Raw genomic sequence first — 17410 nt, 5'->3', positions numbered from 1 at the left:
TTTCTCCAACTATCTGTCTATCCGTTTCTTCTCAATCCACTATGCCGTCGCCTCGCCGGCCGCACGGCATCAGATGGCATTGGCTCTGCCCTCGGGCCAAGCATCCCCCATGATTTCCGCAATGAACGCAGCCGTCTGCACAAAGACGGTTTCCCGCTCCTCACCGACGGGAATCAGATGGCCCGATGACTTGAGCCAAAACAGTCGTTTCTTCTCACTGCCCAGTGCCTTGCGGATGTAGATGGCACTCTCTGCGTCCGCCGTCCTGTCGTTGAGGCTGTGCAGGATGAGCGCCGGGATCTGGATGGCCGGCAGAACTTCCTTCACGCGCTCAATCAGCGTGAGCATCTCATGTACGCCCTCGAGCGGCATGAAGCGGTACGTGTGGTTGACGGCCGGCGGCACATCGCGGAGACGGCGCCTCGCCTTGGGGACAAATTTGCCGCGGCATACCTCGCGCGGCGGCAGCGCCGCGATGCCGCGCTCCTCGGCGATATAGATGGGCGCCGACATCGAGATGACGCCCTCCAATGCCTGTTCCTGTCCCTTCTCCGCCGCCAGCAGCAGGGCGAGCAGGCCGCCCATCGAATGGCCTGCGACAAAGATGTGTTCGCATGAGCCGCGCAGCACGGCATAGCCATCGCGGACCGAGTCGAGCCAGTCCTCCGCCGTCATGTGGCTCATGTCCTCGACCGTCGTGCCATGACCGGCCAGCCGCACGCCGAGGACCGTGCACCCCCGCTGCTGCAGGTACCGGCCCATCATCACGAGTTCGGCCGGCAGTCCAGTGAAGCCATGAATGAGCAGGACTCCCGTGCTGCCTCCCGGAAGGAAAAAGGGCTCAGCCCCTTCCATGATCATCCCTGACACCCCCTGTGCAAGAAAATTTCCCCTGCCGCAGAGCAGGGGAGGATCATCATCATATCAGTTCGTCATACGTGCAATCACGATGGTGATGACCGCAAACAGGATGGCAAAGACAACCGTCACGCGCGCGAGCAGCGCGTCCATGCCGCGCGCCTTGCTCGAGAAGACGGTATCGGCACCGCCACCCATGCCGCCCATGCCGGCAGACTTGGCTTCCTGTCCGAGGATCGACGCGATCAGGATGATGCAGACAATCGCATCGAGTATCATTAAAATGGTAAGCAAAAGATTGGCCCCCTTAAAAATGCGGAATAAATTACTTCTTTATCATACCATACAATGCGTTCCTTCCGCAATAAAAATGGCTGAAACCCTCTATATAAAGGTCTCAGCCATCTTCCGTTTTTATTGTTGTGCGTTCGCTGCTGCGTCGTCTGCCTCATCCCCTGTACCAACAGAGCTCAGTTCTCCCGAAAATCGGTCGAAGTCTCGCTCTTCTGGCGGGAGAGTGGGATGCCATTATAGCACTTGCTAGAATATTTTGCGGAAAAATAAACGGTCTTGTCATCTGCTTCAGCTACGGTATACGAGCCATGTACCATGTACATGTAGTCATCGCTGCCGCGAGGATTACTCTCGCGCTTCGGCATCATCGTATCCAGCCAACCCATAGATACTCCTCCTTTTATTTATTCCAATTCTATCTTTATCATATCACATTGTAACAGAATTCTCAATCGGGTTATGAAAATTTTTTTATTTTGTACAGCTTGTCTCCTGAAAACAGAACATCTGCATTCAAAAAGAAAAAGAGACCACCGGGCCATGCCCAGTGGTCTCTTGCCGGTCAGCAAGATGGACCAGGATACGCTGTATCCTGCAATCAGATCTTGTAGACGCGGATCATGTTCGTGTTGTTGCCGACGCTCGTCTTGCTCTGGAGCTTGATGCCGGACGTGATGATCGTCGTGTCGCCGCGCTTCACGAAGCCATCCTTGACAGCTGCGGAAACCGCGTTCGCGATCATCTCATCGACGTCCTTCCACTGCGTGCCGAGGATCGGGTATACGCCCCAACGGAGGTTGAGCTGACGGACAACCTTCTCATGCGGCGTGTAAGCAATGATAGCTGCTTTCGGACGGTAACGGGATACGATCTTCGTCGTGTAGCCGCTGTCGGTCGGCGTGATGATAGCCGGGACATCGAGCTCGTAAGCCATCTGGACCGTAGCATGTGCGACGGCGCGCGTACGGCTCTGGCTGTGCTCGAAGCCGCGCTCAACGAAGAGGTTCTTGTACTCGAGGGATTCCTCGATGCGCATTGCGATGCGGTTCATCGTGGAAACAGCCTCAATCGGATAGTCACCGGAAGCCGTCTCGCCGGAGAGCATGATGGCATCCGTACCATCGAGGATGGCGTTGCCGACATCGGAGACCTCAGCACGCGTCGGACGCGGGTTGCGCTCCATGGAATCGAGCATCTGCGTTGCGACGATGACCGGCTTGCCGGCCTTATTGCACTTACGGATGATCTCTTTCTGAATCAGCGGGACATCCTCTGCCGGGACCTCAACGCCGAGGTCACCACGAGCGACCATGATGCCGTCGGAGACTTCGAGGATTGCATCGAAGTTCTTGACGCCTTCGAGGTTCTCGATCTTCGGCAGGATCTCCATGTGGCCATTGTGCTCCTCGATGAGCTTGCGGATGGCCAGGACATCCTCCGGACGCTGGATGAATGAAGCAGCGACGAAATCCATGTCCTGCTCGCAGCCGAAGACGATATCCTTCGCATCCTGCTCCGAGATTGGCGGCAGGCCAAGGGATACGCCCGGAGCAGCGACGCGCTTCTTCGTGCTCATCTTGCCGCTGTTCTGAATCGTCGTGATGATGTCCTTACCGCGGATCTCATCAACCTTCAGAGCGACGAGGCCATCGGAGAGGAGCAGCGTGTCGCCCGGCTTCACTTCCGTGTAGAGGCCCTTGTGGTTGACGGAGACATGCGTCTCATCGCCCGGGATATCCTCATACGTCAGCGTGAACTTGTTGCCCTTCTCGAGCATGACCTTGCCGTCCTTGAACTCGCCAAGACGCATCTCCGGGCCCTTCGTATCGAGGATCAGGGAAATGACCTTGCCAGCCTTCTTAGCAGCCTCGCGCACCATGTTGATGCGGTTCAGGTGCTCTGCATGATCACCATGGGAGAAGTTGAAGCGTGCACAGTTCATGCCATTTGCGATCAGTGCATCAACTACGCCCGGTCTCTCCGTAGCGGGACCCTGCGTGCAGATAATTTTCGTCTTCTTTAACATGTGATAATCCCCACCTATTCTTTTAGTACCCTACTATCTATTCAGACAGATGCCGCCGCGCACCGATTCGCTGCTACATCATGTCTCGGCCTGTTTCAAGAGGGCTCCTGAGCCCTCATCTACCCCTATTCTACACTGTTTAAACGTAGAAGTAAAACCATTTCCAACAAATTCTCCTAAAATAAATTTATTCTGAAAAGTCATTGTCATAATCAAAATTTATTAATTAGGTTTGCCCCTCTGCGTGCCGGTTTCCGTATCAATCCGAAAGAAAAGCGAACGCCCCCCGTGCCTTGCTACACAAAAAAACTGCCGCAACTTGCGGCAGTCTCAAAAGAGGATCTATCAGCCTCTCGGATTTTTCTTGATGTAGTCGAGGATGAAATCCGCCACATCTTCGAGCGGCATGTTCGACGTGTTGATCATGAGGTCATAGTGCTCCGGAGCTCCCCAGGTCTGGCCCGTGTAGAACTCATAGTACTGCTTACGGCGCTTCTCTTCCTTGTTGAGCTGCTCAAGCGTCGCGCCATCGTAATCCGTCTTAGCGCGCTGTGCGCGGAAGTCGTCATCCGCGTAGATAAAGAATGAATAGCAATTCGGCTTGTCCTTCAGGATATAGTCAGCGCAGCGTCCGAGGAAGACGGCGCTCTCCTTCTCCGCCACGCCGAGGATGACCTTGGCCTGCTCGATGTACATGCGGTTGTGGCGCGCGACGCGCTCATAGCCATAATCGCCGAGGTTGCCGAGGCAGTTGGATGGCGTGTTGTAGGAAAGCTCGACAGCTTCCCTCGGGTCCATGCCTTCCTCGATGTTGTCGGCTGCCATCTCGACGATCTTCTTGTCGTAGCGGCGCACGCCGAGCTTCTTGGCCAGGATCTCCGCGACCTCACGGCCGCCGCTGCCGAACTGACGCGAAATCGTGATCAACGTATGTTTTTCCATCTTCATTTCCTCCATGATAAGCTTGAGATAAGCCTGAATCGTGCCTAAGGCACATGCGTAAAAGGGGTTCTTTCGGTTTCTTGATTCAATTACACTATACTACAACCGCCTAAAAAATTCTACTGGCTTCTGCCTGCAAAATCGAGAAAGGTTGAGACGAACGAGACGCGGAGCAAAAAAAGATCCGCAGCCACGGCGGGCAGCGGACCTTGGAAGGGAAGTTAGGAAACAAGAACAACGAGTCAAAGAGGAACAAGGGGTTTTATGAGTGATATCCCAGTTCAGTCGTAGAAAGCTGGTTTCTCCTGAGCCGGCTTGATGGTCTCGACTTTGCCGCTCGTCTGAGCGCGGACCAGTGCGTCGGCCGTGATGGCCGCGAGATAGCCATCCCAGGCATTCGGGCCGCCGATGATGCCTTCTGCCGCATCGTTGACCCAGTTCTGGACCTCATCGTCGTACGCATCGTGGAAGCGAACGAAGCAGTCCGTATCGATCGTCTGCGTGATCTGAGCGTTCTTGCGGTAGGTCGGGTAGAGCGGCTGCGGCATCTCGATGACGCCGTCCTCGCAGACCACATGGCAGTTGATATCGTAACCGAACTTGCAGTTGACGAAGACCTCATCCTCGACGACGATGCCGCTCTTCGTCTGCAGGATCATGAGCTGTGGGTCAGCGAGCTCTGCATGCGCGTACTTCGTGACCTTCGGCATGATGACCTGTGCCGAGACGAAGTCATCGTTGACAAGCCAATGCGTGACGTCAATCTCATGGATGGCCGTATCGTGGACCGCCATCGCCGTCGTGTAGCTGTCCGGCACTTCCGGATTGCGGTGCGTGCAGTGCAGCAGCAGCGGTGAGCCGTATTCGCCAGAATCCAGTGCTGCTTTGACCTCATTATACCCCTTATCATAGCGGCGCATGAAACCGAGCTGGATCAGATGCTTGCCCGACTTGACTTCGGCATCGATGACCTCGAGGCAGTCCTCCGCCGTCGTGCAGAGCGGCTTCTCGCAGAAGATGCGCTTGCCAGCCTTGATGGCCAAGAGCAGTGCTTCTTTGTGGGCAAAGCCCGGCGTGACGATGAAGACAGCGTCGACAGCCGGATCGTTGATGAGGTCGGCTTCGCTCTTGTACTTCTTGCAGTTCGGGCCAGCGATAGCGGCCCCCTTCTCGACGAGTGCGTCGACCATATCCGCAACAGCGACAACCTCTGCGCCCTGCGTACGATTCGTCAGACGATCAATATGGCTTCTGCCCATACCACCGCAACCGATGACACCTACATGTAACATGATGATTCCTCCCTATCTATATGTCTATTAAAAATTGCGCTTGATGACGGCTTCCGACTTCTCCTTGCCGATGCGGTAAACATCGTCCGGGTCCATCTTGTAGTACTCGGGACGGAAGAGCTCGAGCGAGACGACATCTTCCTGCCAGCCGATCTTCTTGAGCGTTTGGAAGATCGCATCGAGGTCGATGCAGCCATCGCCCGGCCAGACGCGGTCTTCATCGAGCAGCGAGCCAATCGGGAAGTCCTCCGTGTCGTTGAGATGCACGATGAAGATTTTCTTGCCGTCGGCCTTGGCGAGGTCCTCGAGCTTCGAGCCCATGCCGTGGAAGTGGAAGCAGTCGAGCGTGATGCCGACATTGTCCATGTCGACTTCCTCGATGATCGACCAAGCCTCACCGAACGTATTGATGGAAGCTGCCGGATGGCCGATGAACTCTACCGAGATGCGCATGCCGTATTCTGCTGCAATCGCACCCATCTCCTTGAGGCATTTGACCGCCGATTTGTGGATTTCCTGGCGCGTGACCTTCTTGAGGTCGACCGTCGGCACCGTGATGACCGTCTTGCAGCCGATCTTCTTGCCCCATTCGCACATCTGACGAAGTTCCTGCAGGACCTTCTGGTAATCCTCCGGCGTGCGGTTATTGAAGAAGCAAAGCGTGTTGAAGGCCAGTGGCTTCACCTTGTGGTTCTTGAACCAGGCTGCCAGCTCATCAATCGTGTGGTTCTTGAGATAGTTGGGGATGCCGTCCATCGTGCGCGGCTCGATCATATCGTAGCCGTATTTCTCGCAGAGTTCGAGATCTTTTTCCAGGCTGGATTTTTCCAGGCAGGTTGCCTGATTCATGCTGAGTTTCATCGCGTTCATGCTCCCTTTCTTTATTCTTCAGGATGATTTGCTCTCACTTGATGGTTTTAGTATAGCTCTGTTTTCAGAATATTACTTTCTCGTTCCTGCTCGCTTTGCCCACAAAAAAAACGTGCAAGTCCGATGACTTGCACGTTTCTGCAAAAGCAGGAAGCTCGCTGGCCACTGGCTCAAATTGGATGATGCAACAGCAGCTTGTTGAGCTTCTTGAACTGATGCGCAAAACCCGAGATGCTCATGTGCGAGCGCTCCGCCAGTTTTTCCACCGTGAGCTCCTCCATGAAATGACCGTCGATGTAGTCCTTGCACGCAATGAGCAGGCGGTCCTTCTCCCGCGACGGCAGCTGGCGTTCCTTCGGCAGCTGGTAGAGGATCATGCTGATGAGCACGCGCAGGATGTCATGCGTGATCTGCTCATTCTTTGGCAGGTCGCGTTCCACCTCTGCATAGAGCAGCTTGAAGAGCGATTCTACGACGCCGGCCGTCTCACCGGCATGGATGCGCGGCGATGTCTCAGGGGCAATGAGCTCGCCCTCCGGCCTTCCCGGTAGATTCAGTCCCGTCACGCCACAGTTGTAGAACCAGAGCCCCTGCTCCGGGTCGGCGCTCTCGTCGTGGAGCTCGCCCTGATTGTAGACGAGCAGGTCACCTTCCTGCACCTCATAGAGGCGGCTACCGATCCGCAGGTTGCCGCGGCCACCGCAGATGTACTGCAGCTCGAGATTCTTCTCGTGGCAATGGACGGCCGTCGGCGTCAAGGTCTCCTGGCGGTCATTGAAGCTCACGTAGACGAGCCGCATCTCGTCCCAGGAAAGATGTGGCTCAAGGATGTTCTTGTTCTGCTTGTAGTAAACGACGCCCATAGCACATTGCCCCCATTACACTTATTTCCTCTATTTTAACAGGATTTTCTCTTGCTTTACAAGAATTATCCTGCAAAACAGAGCCGGCCTGCTCCAGCATCGTGGAACAGACCGGCTCTCCGCATTATGAGATTATGAGATTCTTTGAGATGCTTTTGGATTCTGGATTCGTCTTGCTCAGGCCTTTTCCTCGCAGTGCGCTACATCCGTCTCACCGTGATGGCGGAAGTCACGCTCTATCTGCTCGAGCGTGCGGCCACGCGTTTCCGGCACGAACTTGTAAACGAAGCCGAGACCGAGCAGGCCGATGGCCGCGAAGATGAAGAATGTGGCCGAGAGACCGAACGAGTAAAGCAGGCTCGGGAATGCGGAGCCGATGCAGAAGTTCGTCAGCCAGAGGCAGAGGACGGCGCAGCCCATGCCCATGCCGCGGATGCGCAGTGGGAAGAGCTCCGAGAGCAGCAGCCAGGTGACGGGCGACAGGAAGCCCTGCTGGAAGAACAGGAAGGTGACCGTCAGCGAGAGGACAACAAACGGCAGGATCTCCGTGCCGGCGAGCAGGTTCGAGAGCAGGCCGATCGCGCAGAGGCAGGCCATCGTGCCGATCTGGCCCGTCATGATGAGCGGACGGCGGCCATGGCGCGTCATGAGCCACATGCCGAAAATCGTGGCCGCGACAGAGATGGTGCCGTTGGCGATGTTGCCGATCAGGGCGGCTTCCGTCGAGAAGCCTGCCTGCGTCAGGATCTGCGTGCCATAATACATGATGGAGTTGACGCCAGAAATCTGCTGGCAGATGGAGACGCCCATGCCGATGAAGACGATGCGGCGGATCCAGGGCGTCGCCAGATCCTTGTAACCAGCCTTGTCGAGGTGTCTCTCGGAGTCGATGCTGTCCTGGATCTCATTGAGCTCCGCAATGGCCATGCGCTCATCGCGGATCTTCTTGAGAACCTGCATCGCATCGCTGACGCGGCCCTGCAGCAGGAGCCAGCGCGGGCTCTCCGGCATCACGAGCATGCCGAACCAGAGCACGACAGCCGGGATCGATGCGAGGGCGAGCATGTAGCGCCAGATGTGGCCGACCTCGCCGAACGTGACGCCGAGGATGGCGTTGAGGATGAAGGCGAGCAGCTGGCCCGAGACGATCATGAGCTCGTTCTGCGTGACCATGCGGCCGCGGCGGTCAGCTGGCGCCATCTCCGCGAGATACGCCGGCACGGTGACCGAAGCACCACCGACGGCCAGGCCGAGCACGAAGCGGCAGGCGATGAGAATGCCTGCTGTCGGCGACAGGGAGCAGCCGATGGCCGCAAAGAAGAAGATCACCGCGAGGCAGAGCAGCATCTTGCGGCGCCCCTCGGCATCTGAGAGACGGCCGCCGAAGAACGAACCGATGGCCGCGCCGAAGAGCAGGCCACTGGCGACAAAGCCCTCGACTGCCGGCGTCAGATTCAGCTGGTCCGGACGGGCCATGAAGGCGAGCGCGCCATTGATGACACCCGTGTCATAACCAAAGAGCAGTCCGCCGAATGTCGAGACTACCGTGACACGCTTGAGATACTTCTGATGAGATGATTCCGCCATGTTACATTCCCCTCTCAATTCAAACCATTCCACTATATTCGTCATATTTGTCGTTCCCGCATCGCAGGAACATCGCTCTTTTGCTTGACATGCTTTATTATAGATGAATTTTCAGAATTATACTTTATGATTTCTGTCTCGTTTTCTATCTGAAAACGTTATCTTTGAGCTTCTTTTATATTATTCTGCATCATATCCCCCAAGACAATGCAACAAGATACAGAATAAAGAGAATCTCAAATGCCCCTGCAGTTGTTCTTCCAGAATCTTGGAATTGCTGTTAAACTAAAGAAAGAAGATTCGAGAAGGAGGGTTGTCTATGGCATTCATCTCATCAAATTACAAGCCCGTCTTCACGAGCGAGGCCATGCCCCGGCTCGTGACGCTCTACCGCGCGGAGACGCCCTACACCTCCATGCCGCGCACGATGCATCGCCACGGCGATGTCGCGGAGTTCATCCTGATCACGGAGGGCAGCGGCATCCACATTATCGACGGCCAGCGCTACTACACGCAGAAGGGCGACCTGCTGCTGATTGGGCAGGACGTCGTGCACGATGAGTCCTCTCCGGCAAACCGCAATCTATCTATCTACTCCGGTGCCATCCGCGGCCTGCAGCTGCCGAACCTGCCCGCGGGGAAATTCCTGCCACCAGACGTGCTGCCCGTCCTGAAGACAGAAGGACTCTTCCCGGATTTCTGCCATCTGCTCGAGTTCATGTACCGTGGCGCGCAGGGTAAGGGCTGCCATCCCGAAGAGAGCATCAACCACCTGCTCTGTGCTCTGCTGCTCCTGGTCATGGAAGTGACGAGCCGCAGCGTCGTGCTGCCGCCCGAGGAGCATCATCTCCTGGCAGGCGTGCGCAGCCGCCTCGATGCGGCCTACGACGAGACCATCACCCTGGCGGGGCTCGCACAGGAGTTCCACGTCAGCACCTTCCACCTCGCGCATGCGTTCAAGGCCGCTTACGGCTACGCACCGCTCCAATACATCACGCGGCGCCGCATCGGCGAGGCGCAGACCCTGCTGATCGATACGGCCCTGCCCATCACTGAGATTGCCATCCGCACGGGCTACAACAGTTCCAGCTACTTCAACAAGGCCTTCCACAAGATTACCGGCATGTCCCCGCGCGATTACCGCAAGACATACCGCAAGATATGACGCAAAAAAGATGCCGCTCGTATGAGCGGCATTTTCAATGCATAGCAAATTGATTTTTGGGGATGATTGGCGGTCAAAGCTGGAACTCAGGAGAGCTCAGTACTTGACCCAGACGGCGCCCTTCTTGGCCGACTCCACGCATTTCTCGACCCACTTGACGCCTTCCGCACCGGCATGGACATCCGGATACCAGAAGTCGACCTTCTCGCCCTTGTTCGCCTTCTCCATGGCGATGGCGAAGCGGCGGTAGAGGTTCGACCACGCATCGAAGAGACCTTCCGTATGGCCGCCGCTGATGCGGTCTTCGGCACGTGCCGACGGATAGAGATAAGCACCGCCGCGCTCGAGGATGCGGACCGGCTCGCCCTCGATCTCATACGTCAGCTGATTCGGGCGCTCATCGTACCACTCGACCGAAGCCTTCGAGCCGACAATGCGGACTTTCTGGCCGTGCAGGGCACCGCAGTTGATGGCCGAAGCCCAGCACGTCGCCTGTGCGCCACCCTTGAGGTTCATGATGACGAAGGCATTGTCCTCGAGCTTGCGCGTCGGGATGAAGGATTTCGTCGTGCACATGAGGCTCTCGATCTCAAAATCCGGGACCATCGTCTCAGCGAGGAAGAGCGGATGCGTGCCGACATCGCCGAGCACAAACGATGGGCCGGCTTTCGTCGGGTCCATGCGCCAGCGTGCAGCAGAATTCGTTTCCTCGACCGGCGTGTTGTAGGCGCCGAACGGGAACTGCATCTTGACGAGGCGGATCTCGCCGAGATCGCCGTGCAGGACCATCTGGCGCGCCTGCTCGATGAGCTGATGGCCAGAATAGCCGTACGTCACACCGACGACGAGGCCCTTGCTGTCAGCCAAGTGGACGAGCTCCTCTGCCTGCTCCGTCGTGAAGCAAAGCGGCTTCTCGCAGACAGCGTGGAATCCAGCTTCGAGAACAGCCTTGCAGACTTCGTAGTGAAGGCCGTTCGGGACGGCAATCGTCACGGCCTCGATCTTATCATCACCGCGCTTTGCCTCCTCGGCGAGCATCGTCTTGTAGTCCGGATAGCAGCGGTCCGGATTGACGCCGAGCTGGATGCCGAAGTCCTTGCCGCGCTCCGGGTTGATGTCGAAGGCACCGGCGACGAGTTCAAAGGAGCGGTCGCGCAGCGCTGCACTGCGATGGATGTAGCCAATCTGACTGCCGCGGCCACCGCCGACCATAGCCCAGCGAATCGGATGATCGAGTACTTTTTCACCGTTAATCATGATAAACTCTCCTTTTCTCTTTCTCTTTGTCCAAGCAAACTCTTGATAAACCCATCTCATGAATTCATGGTTCCGGTCAATCTCTATCTATATGTCTGGTGTCTTCGCAACGCCATGACTGCGCAGACCGGTATGCGCGATCCAAGATGCGCTCATGCAAAGCCGAGGCTGTGCAGGTAATCGCAGCTGGCCTTGACATCGCGCAGGCTCGTCGCGACATTGCGCGGGTCGCGTTCCTGCTCGACCGTGATGTAGCCGTTGTAGTGGATCTCCTCGGTCAGCACCTTGTAGATGGCCGGATAGTCGAGCATGCCCGTGCCGATTGGGCACATCGATCCCTTGCCGCAGCCCTCGAAGAAGCGGATGTGCTCAGAGAGCACTTCCTTGTAGACCTTCTCGTTGATATCCTTGAAGTGGATGTAGTCGAGCCGGTCCGCATACTTGCGCAGCCAGGTGACCGGATCCATGCCCGAATACCGCAGATGGCCCGTATCGAGGCAGAGGCCTGCGACATCCTTCGGGATATCCCGCGCGAGCTTGTCGATCTCATCGGCAAATTCGATGTAGCCGCCGGCATGCGGGTGGACGACAGCCCGGACACCCCATGAAGCGGCCTTCTCGGCAATGCCCTTGATGTGCCCCATCATGCGGGCCCAGTCCTCATCGCTGAGGCGCGGAGCCCTGTCGCTATGGCCAGCGTTGTAGTCGCGCTCATCGTGGCCCCAGTCCATGACCGTCAGGTACGGCGCCGGATAGCGCTGGCCTGGCTCTGTCGGCAGCTTCGGCAGCTTCGTGATGATGCCGCAGATGTCATCGACCTGCTTGAGGACGTTCGGATAATTGTCCTCGGCCAGCAGATCATCGAAGATAGTCCCTGCCACGATGCCGATGTGGTTCTTCTCGAGCTCCTTGCTCACGACATCGATATCGAGCGGCAGATACCCGTAAGGTCCGAGCTCAATGGCCTTGTAGCCGGCCTGCCCCGCTTCATAGAGCACCTTCTGCCAAGGTGGCAGATAAGGGTTCTTGACATCATCGACGCCCCAGCAGCACGGTGCGCCTGTAATATGGATAGCCATGGATGAATCCTCCTTTTCTCATTTCCCTTTGCCTTCTGGCGGTCGTCTTGTTTGACCTTGTGCTGTCATTATACGGCGAAATGACGCCGATTAATTCCACCATGTTGCCTTTGTTGCGGGCAAAAATGCACAGGCAGCCCGCCAAAATGGCACAATCTTGTCCTGCTTCCTTATTATTTATTTTTATTGTTTCGTCTTGAAAATTATTTTAAAAAATTTTTCTCGGACAAACTTGCACAATCCTGCTGTAGAACTCCCTTCCGTCAACCATCCATCTCCGATACTTGTACAATCCTGCTAAAATCGCGCCGTTACTGGGCTCGCAGCGTATTCGGAACATTCTTGACAACCGTTTTCGAGCATGGTATTTTGTAAGCACAGCAAAAAAACAGCACAGCTCGAAATAAGTTGCGCTATGTATGGATATTGTTTTATCTCGTTTTGTGACTGGAGGGCTTACCATGAAAATCGCATTTGATGTTGACGTTCTTTCCAAACAGATGAGCATCAACGACCTCGTCCATCAGGTCGCTGACTGGGGCTACAAGTACATCGAGCAGTCCCCGCATCCGCGCATCAACCCCTTCTATAAACATCCGCTGTTCTCCAAGGAGTGCGAGGAAGAGTACCGCAAGGCCCTCAAGGAGACGGGCGTCGAGATCTCGTCCTTCATCTGCGTCTACCGTTGGTCCGGTCCGACCGAAGAGCAGCGCAAGATGGCTGTCGCCAACTGGAAGAAGATGATCGAGATTGCCGTCAACATGGGCGTCCCCGTCATCAACACAGAGCTCTCCGGCGACCCGAACCAGCAGGAGATCTGCAACGGCATGTGGTTCCGCTCGATGGAAGAACTGCTGCCGATCATCGAGCGCGAGGGCCTGCGCGTCGAGATCCAGTCGCATCCGTACGACTTCTGCGAGCTCAACGATGAGGCTTGCGATATGGTCAAGTCCTTCCGCTCCAAGAACCTCGGCTACGTCTACTCCTCCCCGCACGGCTTCTTCTATGACCAGGGCAAGGGCGATGTCCGCCACATGCTCAAGTATGCCGGCGATGAGCTCACGCACGTCCTGTTCGCCGACACATTCAATCAGACGCTCGACTGCCGCTACATCCTCAACCCGCCTTCCCTCAATCAGCGCGGCCGCGAGGACGTCAGCGTTCACCAGCACCTCAACCTCGGCATGGGCGACGTCGACTTCGACGGCATCTTCGAGACGCTGCGCGAGATGGACTTCGCCAACAAGCAGCTCAAGCCGGATGCCCCGAAGGTCGGCGGCGACAACATCGCCTGCGTCTCCATCTTCGGCTTCCCCGAGAAGATGAACGAGTGGGCACCAGAGGCACGTGAGCGCATCGAGAATGAGCTCTTGAAGAAATAATCTAGAAGCCGGACGGAATGATGTCACATACCTCTTCCGTCTGCTCATGCTTCGCAGACACCTTTCCCAGAGGGGGAAGGCTATAAGGAGGAAATAATATGGCAAAGACAGAAGACGTCGCATTTGCGATTATCTCGGCGGCCGGTGACGGGCGCGCGAAAGTAGCGGAGGCGCTCAAGCAGGCCCGCCGCGGGAATTTCGGCGAGGCAGAGGAATGCCTTAAGGATGCCGACGAGCACCTCTTGAAGGCGCACAAGCTCCAGACCGAGGAGCTCCTGCAGAAAGAGGCCAGCGGCGAGCTGCAGGGTCCCTTCAACGTGCTGATCTCGCACGCGCAGGACTACGTCATGACGGGCATGGCCATGAAGGACATGGCCGTAGAGATCGTCAATCTCTACACGCAGCTGCGCGCAAAATAAGCCAGCTGGCCCCCTTAGATATAGCGGACAGGATTTTTCCTGTCCGTTTTTTGGTCCGTTTTTTGTTTGTTGCAAACGACCAATAGCAGGAATGTCCAGTTTCAAGCGCGAATCCATTCATAAAACCAGATAAGACAAGGCTTTGCGGATTTTACATTTGGCGGGATTGTGAAGGAATTTCTCCAGAAAAACGGGTATCATGGAGTCAGTATCGAGAACAGCTCTTCCCTTAAGTAAGGAGGTTTCCATATGACATCCCCATTCGCGCTCTACCAGAAGCTCATCATTGGGCCGGCAGATATCCATCCAGAGTATACGCGCACGCTCTGGAAGCGCTCGCTCTTCTTCGCAGCGGCCATCAGCTGCATGGCCTGCTCGACGAGCCTGCTGCGCCTGAGCCTGTTCGGCAATGACCCGTACTCGTGCATGAACCTCGGCTACAGCCTGCTGACAGGGCTGAGCTTCGGCAGCTGCGTCTCCATCTTCAACATCCTGTTGTTCATCCCGATGATGACCTGTGGCCGCCGCTACCTGCGCATCGGCACCTTCATCTACCTCGTACTCTTGGGGCCAGTCTCCGACCTGAGTTACAGCCTCTTTGCGCCGTTCCTCGCAGTGCCGGCCGATGACCTCATCCCCCGCGTCCTGCTGTTGCTGGGCGGTATGGCCGTCTCCTGCTTCGGCGTTTCGCTCTACATGTGCCTGGACTTCGGCATGGGCCCGTACGATGCCGCCAGCTGCATCATCAACGACATGACACATGGGCGCCTGCCCTTCCGCTACGCGCGCATCCTGCTCGACAGCACCGCTGTCATCATCGGCTTCCTGCTCGGCAGTCTCGTTGGTATCGGCACCGTCGTTATGGCGCTGGGCATGGGCCCCTTGATCAATTTCTTCAACCAGCACGTCAACACGCCGCTCCTGCGGCGCAACGGCCTGCAGTGAACTCGCCCCCTCCGCTCCCTTGCCACTTTCCCATACGCAAGGGAGCTTTTTTTATCAGAAAGGAACTACCACCATGCCTGTCTCCATCGACATCGACCAGCAGGAAGCCTCCCCCTTCGAGCTGGAGCCCCGGCTCACCGGCTTCTATCACTGGAACCGCAGCATCCGCACGATGCACCAGCATGAAAACTGCATCGAGCTCAACTTCATGATTTCCGGCAACGGCACGCACATCGTCGGCAACGAGATCTGCCATACACAGCCCGGCGACATCATCATCTACGACAGCAAGGTCATGCACGACGAGAGCCTCATGCTCGACTCCCTGACGGATGCCTGCTGCATCGCCGTCACCGGGCTCAAGCGGCCTGGCGCGCGCCCCAATGCACTGCTGCCGCCCGGCCTCCATCCGTGCATTCCTTGCCAATCCATTGCCCAGGAGCTCTGCACTCTCTACCACATCATTGAGCGGAGCCTCGCCAAACCGCACGGCTACCCCGCGGCCAACGCCGCCGCACAGACCATCGTTCATCTGGTCTGGCAGCAGATCTCCGAACGGGCCGTCCGCGCCGCTGGACAGGAGAACATGCTCATGGAGCGCGTCCGCTCGTACATCGAACAGCATTACGCCGAAGCGCTCTCCATCCGCGACATCGCCCAGGAGTTCCATGCGAGCCGCGACTACATCGCCCACGCCTTCAAGCACACGACCAACTACGCGCCGCTCCAGTACCTGCGCCGCTGGCGCATCGGCAAGGCACAGACCCTGCTCATCGACACCGACCTTTCCCTGACCGAAGTCGCCTCGCGCGTCGGCTTCGACGACCCCAACTACTTCAGCCGCGTCTTCCGCCAAGTCATCGGCATGCCGCCCGGCACCTTCCGCCGCACCTGGCGGGCCGCGCAGAGGAAACAACAACGTGCCCATTCATGACGGTCATGTTCTCGTTCTCATCACGGGTAAAATGGGCAAAAAAGCCGCCCGTCAGGCAGATGAAGCCTGACAGGCGGCATTTCTTATCTAAAATCCTGAAATCATCTCCGATGCTTGCGGTACTGGCAGTAGCCGAGCCAGAGCACGAGCAGCCAAATGGGCAGGAACAGCACGGCAAGCTGCATGTCGGGGATCTGCGCCATGAAGAAGATGACGCCCGCGAGGAATAGCAGCGAGAGATAGTTGGTCCATGGATAGAGGATGGACTTGAACTTCGTCTCTTTGTTGTGCATGCGGCAGTAAGCGCGGAACTTCAGATGGGTGACGCAGATGACGACCCAGCTGATGACGGCGGCGCACGTCGCGATCATCATGAGGTACATGAAGACATGGCCCTGCAGGAAGTAGTTGAGTGCGACAACGATCAGCGTGATGCCCGACGAGACGAGGATGCCGCGCACGGGCACGCCGTGCGGCGAGAGCTTGCGGAAGAACGCCGGTGCCTCACCCGTGCCGGCCAGACCGTAGAGCATGCGGCTGTTGCTGTAGATGGCCGAGTTGTAGACCGAGATGGCCGCGGTCAGCACGACGAAATTCAGGATGTGCGCGGCGGCCGGAATGCCGACGTTGTTGAAGATCTGGACGAACGGGCTCGCCTCCATACCGACCTTGTTCCACGGCCAAAGTGCCATGAGCACGACCATCGTGCCGACGTAGAAGATCAGGATGCGCCAGATGACCTGGTTGATGGCCCGCGGAATCGTGCGGTCCGGGTCCTCTGCCTCGCCGGCCGTGATGCCGATGAGCTCGATGCCGCCGAACGAGAACATGACAACGGCAATCGAGAGCGCAAGTCCCCAGAGGCCGTTCGGCAGGAAGCCGCCGTTCTCCCAGATGTTGCTGAAGTTCTCGGGGAACGGCTGGCCGTTCGTGAAAATCAGGCCGAGGCCCAAGAGAATCATGCTGACGATGGCCGCGATCTTAATGAGCGCCATCCAGAACTCCGCCTCGCCGTACGCCTTGACGTTGACGAGGTTGAGCGCCGTGATGGCCACGAGGCAGACGAGCGACGAGATCCACTGCGGCAGGTCAGGGAACCAGAAGTTCATGTAGATGCCGACAGCCGTAAGCTCCGCCATCGAGACAAGCACGTAATTGAACCAATAATTCCAGCCCGAGAGGAATCCCGGGAAGCGCCCCCAGTACTTCGTCGCGTAGTGGCTGAACGAACCCGACACCGGCTCATCGACGGCCATCTCGCCGAGCATGCGCATGATCAGGAAGATCACGATGCCGCCGATCAGGTACGAGAGCATCACCGCCGGTCCTGCGAGCGCGATTGTCGAAGCCGAGCCGTAGAACAGCCCCGTGCCGATCGCGCCGCCAAGCGCGATCATCTGCAGGTGGCGGTTCTTGAGGCCCCGCTTCATCTCTGTATTTTCCATATGTTTCATCTCCCAACAAAAAGATGGTTCCATTATACCATTATCCAAGGCC

General features: G+C 57.0%; 17 protein-coding genes. 5 read left to right on the top strand and 12 right to left on the bottom strand.

Annotation, left to right across the window (positions count from 1 at the left end; all coding sequences use genetic code 11):
- Positions 1-69: 69 nt before the first annotated feature.
- From MITSMUL_RS07215 to MITSMUL_RS07175, 9 genes are all read right to left on the bottom strand, one after another.
- On the bottom strand, positions 70-861 hold the full coding sequence (locus MITSMUL_RS07215; RefSeq protein WP_005841345.1) for an alpha/beta hydrolase: 792 nt from the start codon (positions 859-861) through the stop codon (positions 70-72).
- A 63-nt stretch (positions 862-924) separates the two neighbouring features.
- Positions 925-1137 carry a preprotein translocase subunit SecG gene (secG, locus tag MITSMUL_RS07210; RefSeq protein ID WP_005841344.1) on the bottom strand — a complete coding sequence of 71 codons (213 nt, stop codon included), beginning with the start codon at positions 1135-1137 and terminating at the stop codon, positions 925-927.
- Between the two features lie 191 nt (positions 1138-1328).
- Entirely contained in the window at positions 1329-1538 is a 210-nt protein-coding gene (locus MITSMUL_RS07205) for a hypothetical protein (protein WP_005841342.1), read from the bottom strand.
- 212 nt (positions 1539-1750) lie between these two features.
- Complete coding sequence (gene pyk, locus MITSMUL_RS07200) at positions 1751-3178, bottom strand: pyruvate kinase (RefSeq protein WP_005841340.1); 1428 nt, start codon at positions 3176-3178, stop codon at positions 1751-1753.
- A 345-nt stretch (positions 3179-3523) separates the two neighbouring features.
- Entirely contained in the window at positions 3524-4120 is a 597-nt protein-coding gene (locus MITSMUL_RS07195; RefSeq protein WP_040636016.1) for a cytidylate kinase-like family protein, read from the bottom strand.
- A gap of 281 nt (positions 4121-4401) precedes the next feature.
- The gene (locus tag MITSMUL_RS07190) at positions 4402-5412 is read right to left on the bottom strand and encodes a Gfo/Idh/MocA family protein (protein WP_040636015.1); all 1011 of its coding nucleotides are present in this window, start codon (positions 5410-5412) and stop codon (positions 4402-4404) included.
- Positions 5413-5439: 27 nt separating this feature from the next.
- On the bottom strand, positions 5440-6273 hold the full coding sequence (locus MITSMUL_RS07185; RefSeq protein WP_040636277.1) for a sugar phosphate isomerase/epimerase family protein: 834 nt from the start codon (positions 6271-6273) through the stop codon (positions 5440-5442).
- A 179-nt stretch (positions 6274-6452) separates the two neighbouring features.
- Positions 6453-7145 carry an AraC family ligand binding domain-containing protein gene (locus MITSMUL_RS07180; protein WP_005841335.1) on the bottom strand — a complete coding sequence of 231 codons (693 nt, stop codon included), beginning with the start codon at positions 7143-7145 and terminating at the stop codon, positions 6453-6455.
- A 177-nt stretch (positions 7146-7322) separates the two neighbouring features.
- A complete protein-coding gene (locus MITSMUL_RS07175) occupies positions 7323-8732 on the bottom strand; it encodes a sugar porter family MFS transporter (RefSeq protein ID WP_040636014.1) in 1410 nt (469 codons plus the stop codon).
- 319 nt (positions 8733-9051) lie between these two features.
- Between MITSMUL_RS07175 and MITSMUL_RS07170 the strand changes: the two genes are divergently transcribed.
- A complete protein-coding gene (locus MITSMUL_RS07170) occupies positions 9052-9897 on the top strand; it encodes a helix-turn-helix transcriptional regulator (RefSeq protein WP_005841330.1) in 846 nt (281 codons plus the stop codon).
- A 96-nt stretch (positions 9898-9993) separates the two neighbouring features.
- On the opposite strand, the gene MITSMUL_RS07165 is transcribed toward MITSMUL_RS07170, so the two are convergent.
- Positions 9994-11154: a Gfo/Idh/MocA family protein gene (locus MITSMUL_RS07165; RefSeq protein WP_040636012.1), complete on the bottom strand. Its 1161-nt coding sequence runs from the start codon at positions 11152-11154 to the stop codon at positions 9994-9996.
- Positions 11155-11306: 152 nt separating this feature from the next.
- A complete protein-coding gene (locus tag MITSMUL_RS07160; RefSeq protein ID WP_005841324.1) occupies positions 11307-12233 on the bottom strand; it encodes a TIM barrel protein in 927 nt (308 codons plus the stop codon).
- Positions 12234-12694: 461 nt separating this feature from the next.
- Here MITSMUL_RS07160 and MITSMUL_RS07155 point away from each other — a divergent pair, with 461 nt between their 5' ends.
- The 4 genes from MITSMUL_RS07155 (at position 12695) to MITSMUL_RS07140 (ending at position 15913) form a co-directional block, all read left to right on the top strand.
- A complete protein-coding gene (locus tag MITSMUL_RS07155; RefSeq protein ID WP_040636010.1) occupies positions 12695-13615 on the top strand; it encodes a sugar phosphate isomerase/epimerase family protein in 921 nt (306 codons plus the stop codon).
- A 98-nt stretch (positions 13616-13713) separates the two neighbouring features.
- On the top strand, positions 13714-14034 hold the full coding sequence (locus MITSMUL_RS07150; protein ID WP_005841319.1) for a PTS sugar transporter subunit IIA: 321 nt from the start codon (positions 13714-13716) through the stop codon (positions 14032-14034).
- Positions 14035-14283: 249 nt separating this feature from the next.
- Positions 14284-14979 (top strand): YczE/YyaS/YitT family protein, encoded by a 696-nt coding sequence (locus tag MITSMUL_RS07145; RefSeq protein WP_005841317.1) that lies wholly within the window; start codon positions 14284-14286, stop codon positions 14977-14979.
- Between the two features lie 73 nt (positions 14980-15052).
- Positions 15053-15913: a helix-turn-helix domain-containing protein gene (locus MITSMUL_RS07140; RefSeq protein WP_005841316.1), complete on the top strand. Its 861-nt coding sequence runs from the start codon at positions 15053-15055 to the stop codon at positions 15911-15913.
- Positions 15914-16014: 101 nt separating this feature from the next.
- Here the strand turns inward: MITSMUL_RS07140 and MITSMUL_RS07135 are convergent, their stop codons facing one another.
- Positions 16015-17367, bottom strand: coding sequence for an amino acid permease (locus MITSMUL_RS07135; protein WP_005841315.1), 1353 nt, complete (start codon positions 17365-17367; stop codon positions 16015-16017).
- Positions 17368-17410: the final 43 nt, after the last annotated feature.

The sequence above is a fragment of the Mitsuokella multacida DSM 20544 genome (genome assembly GCF_000155955.1).
GTDB lineage: Bacteria > Bacillota > Negativicutes > Selenomonadales > Selenomonadaceae > Mitsuokella > Mitsuokella multacida.
This window is presented reverse-complemented; position numbering and strand designations above follow the sequence as displayed.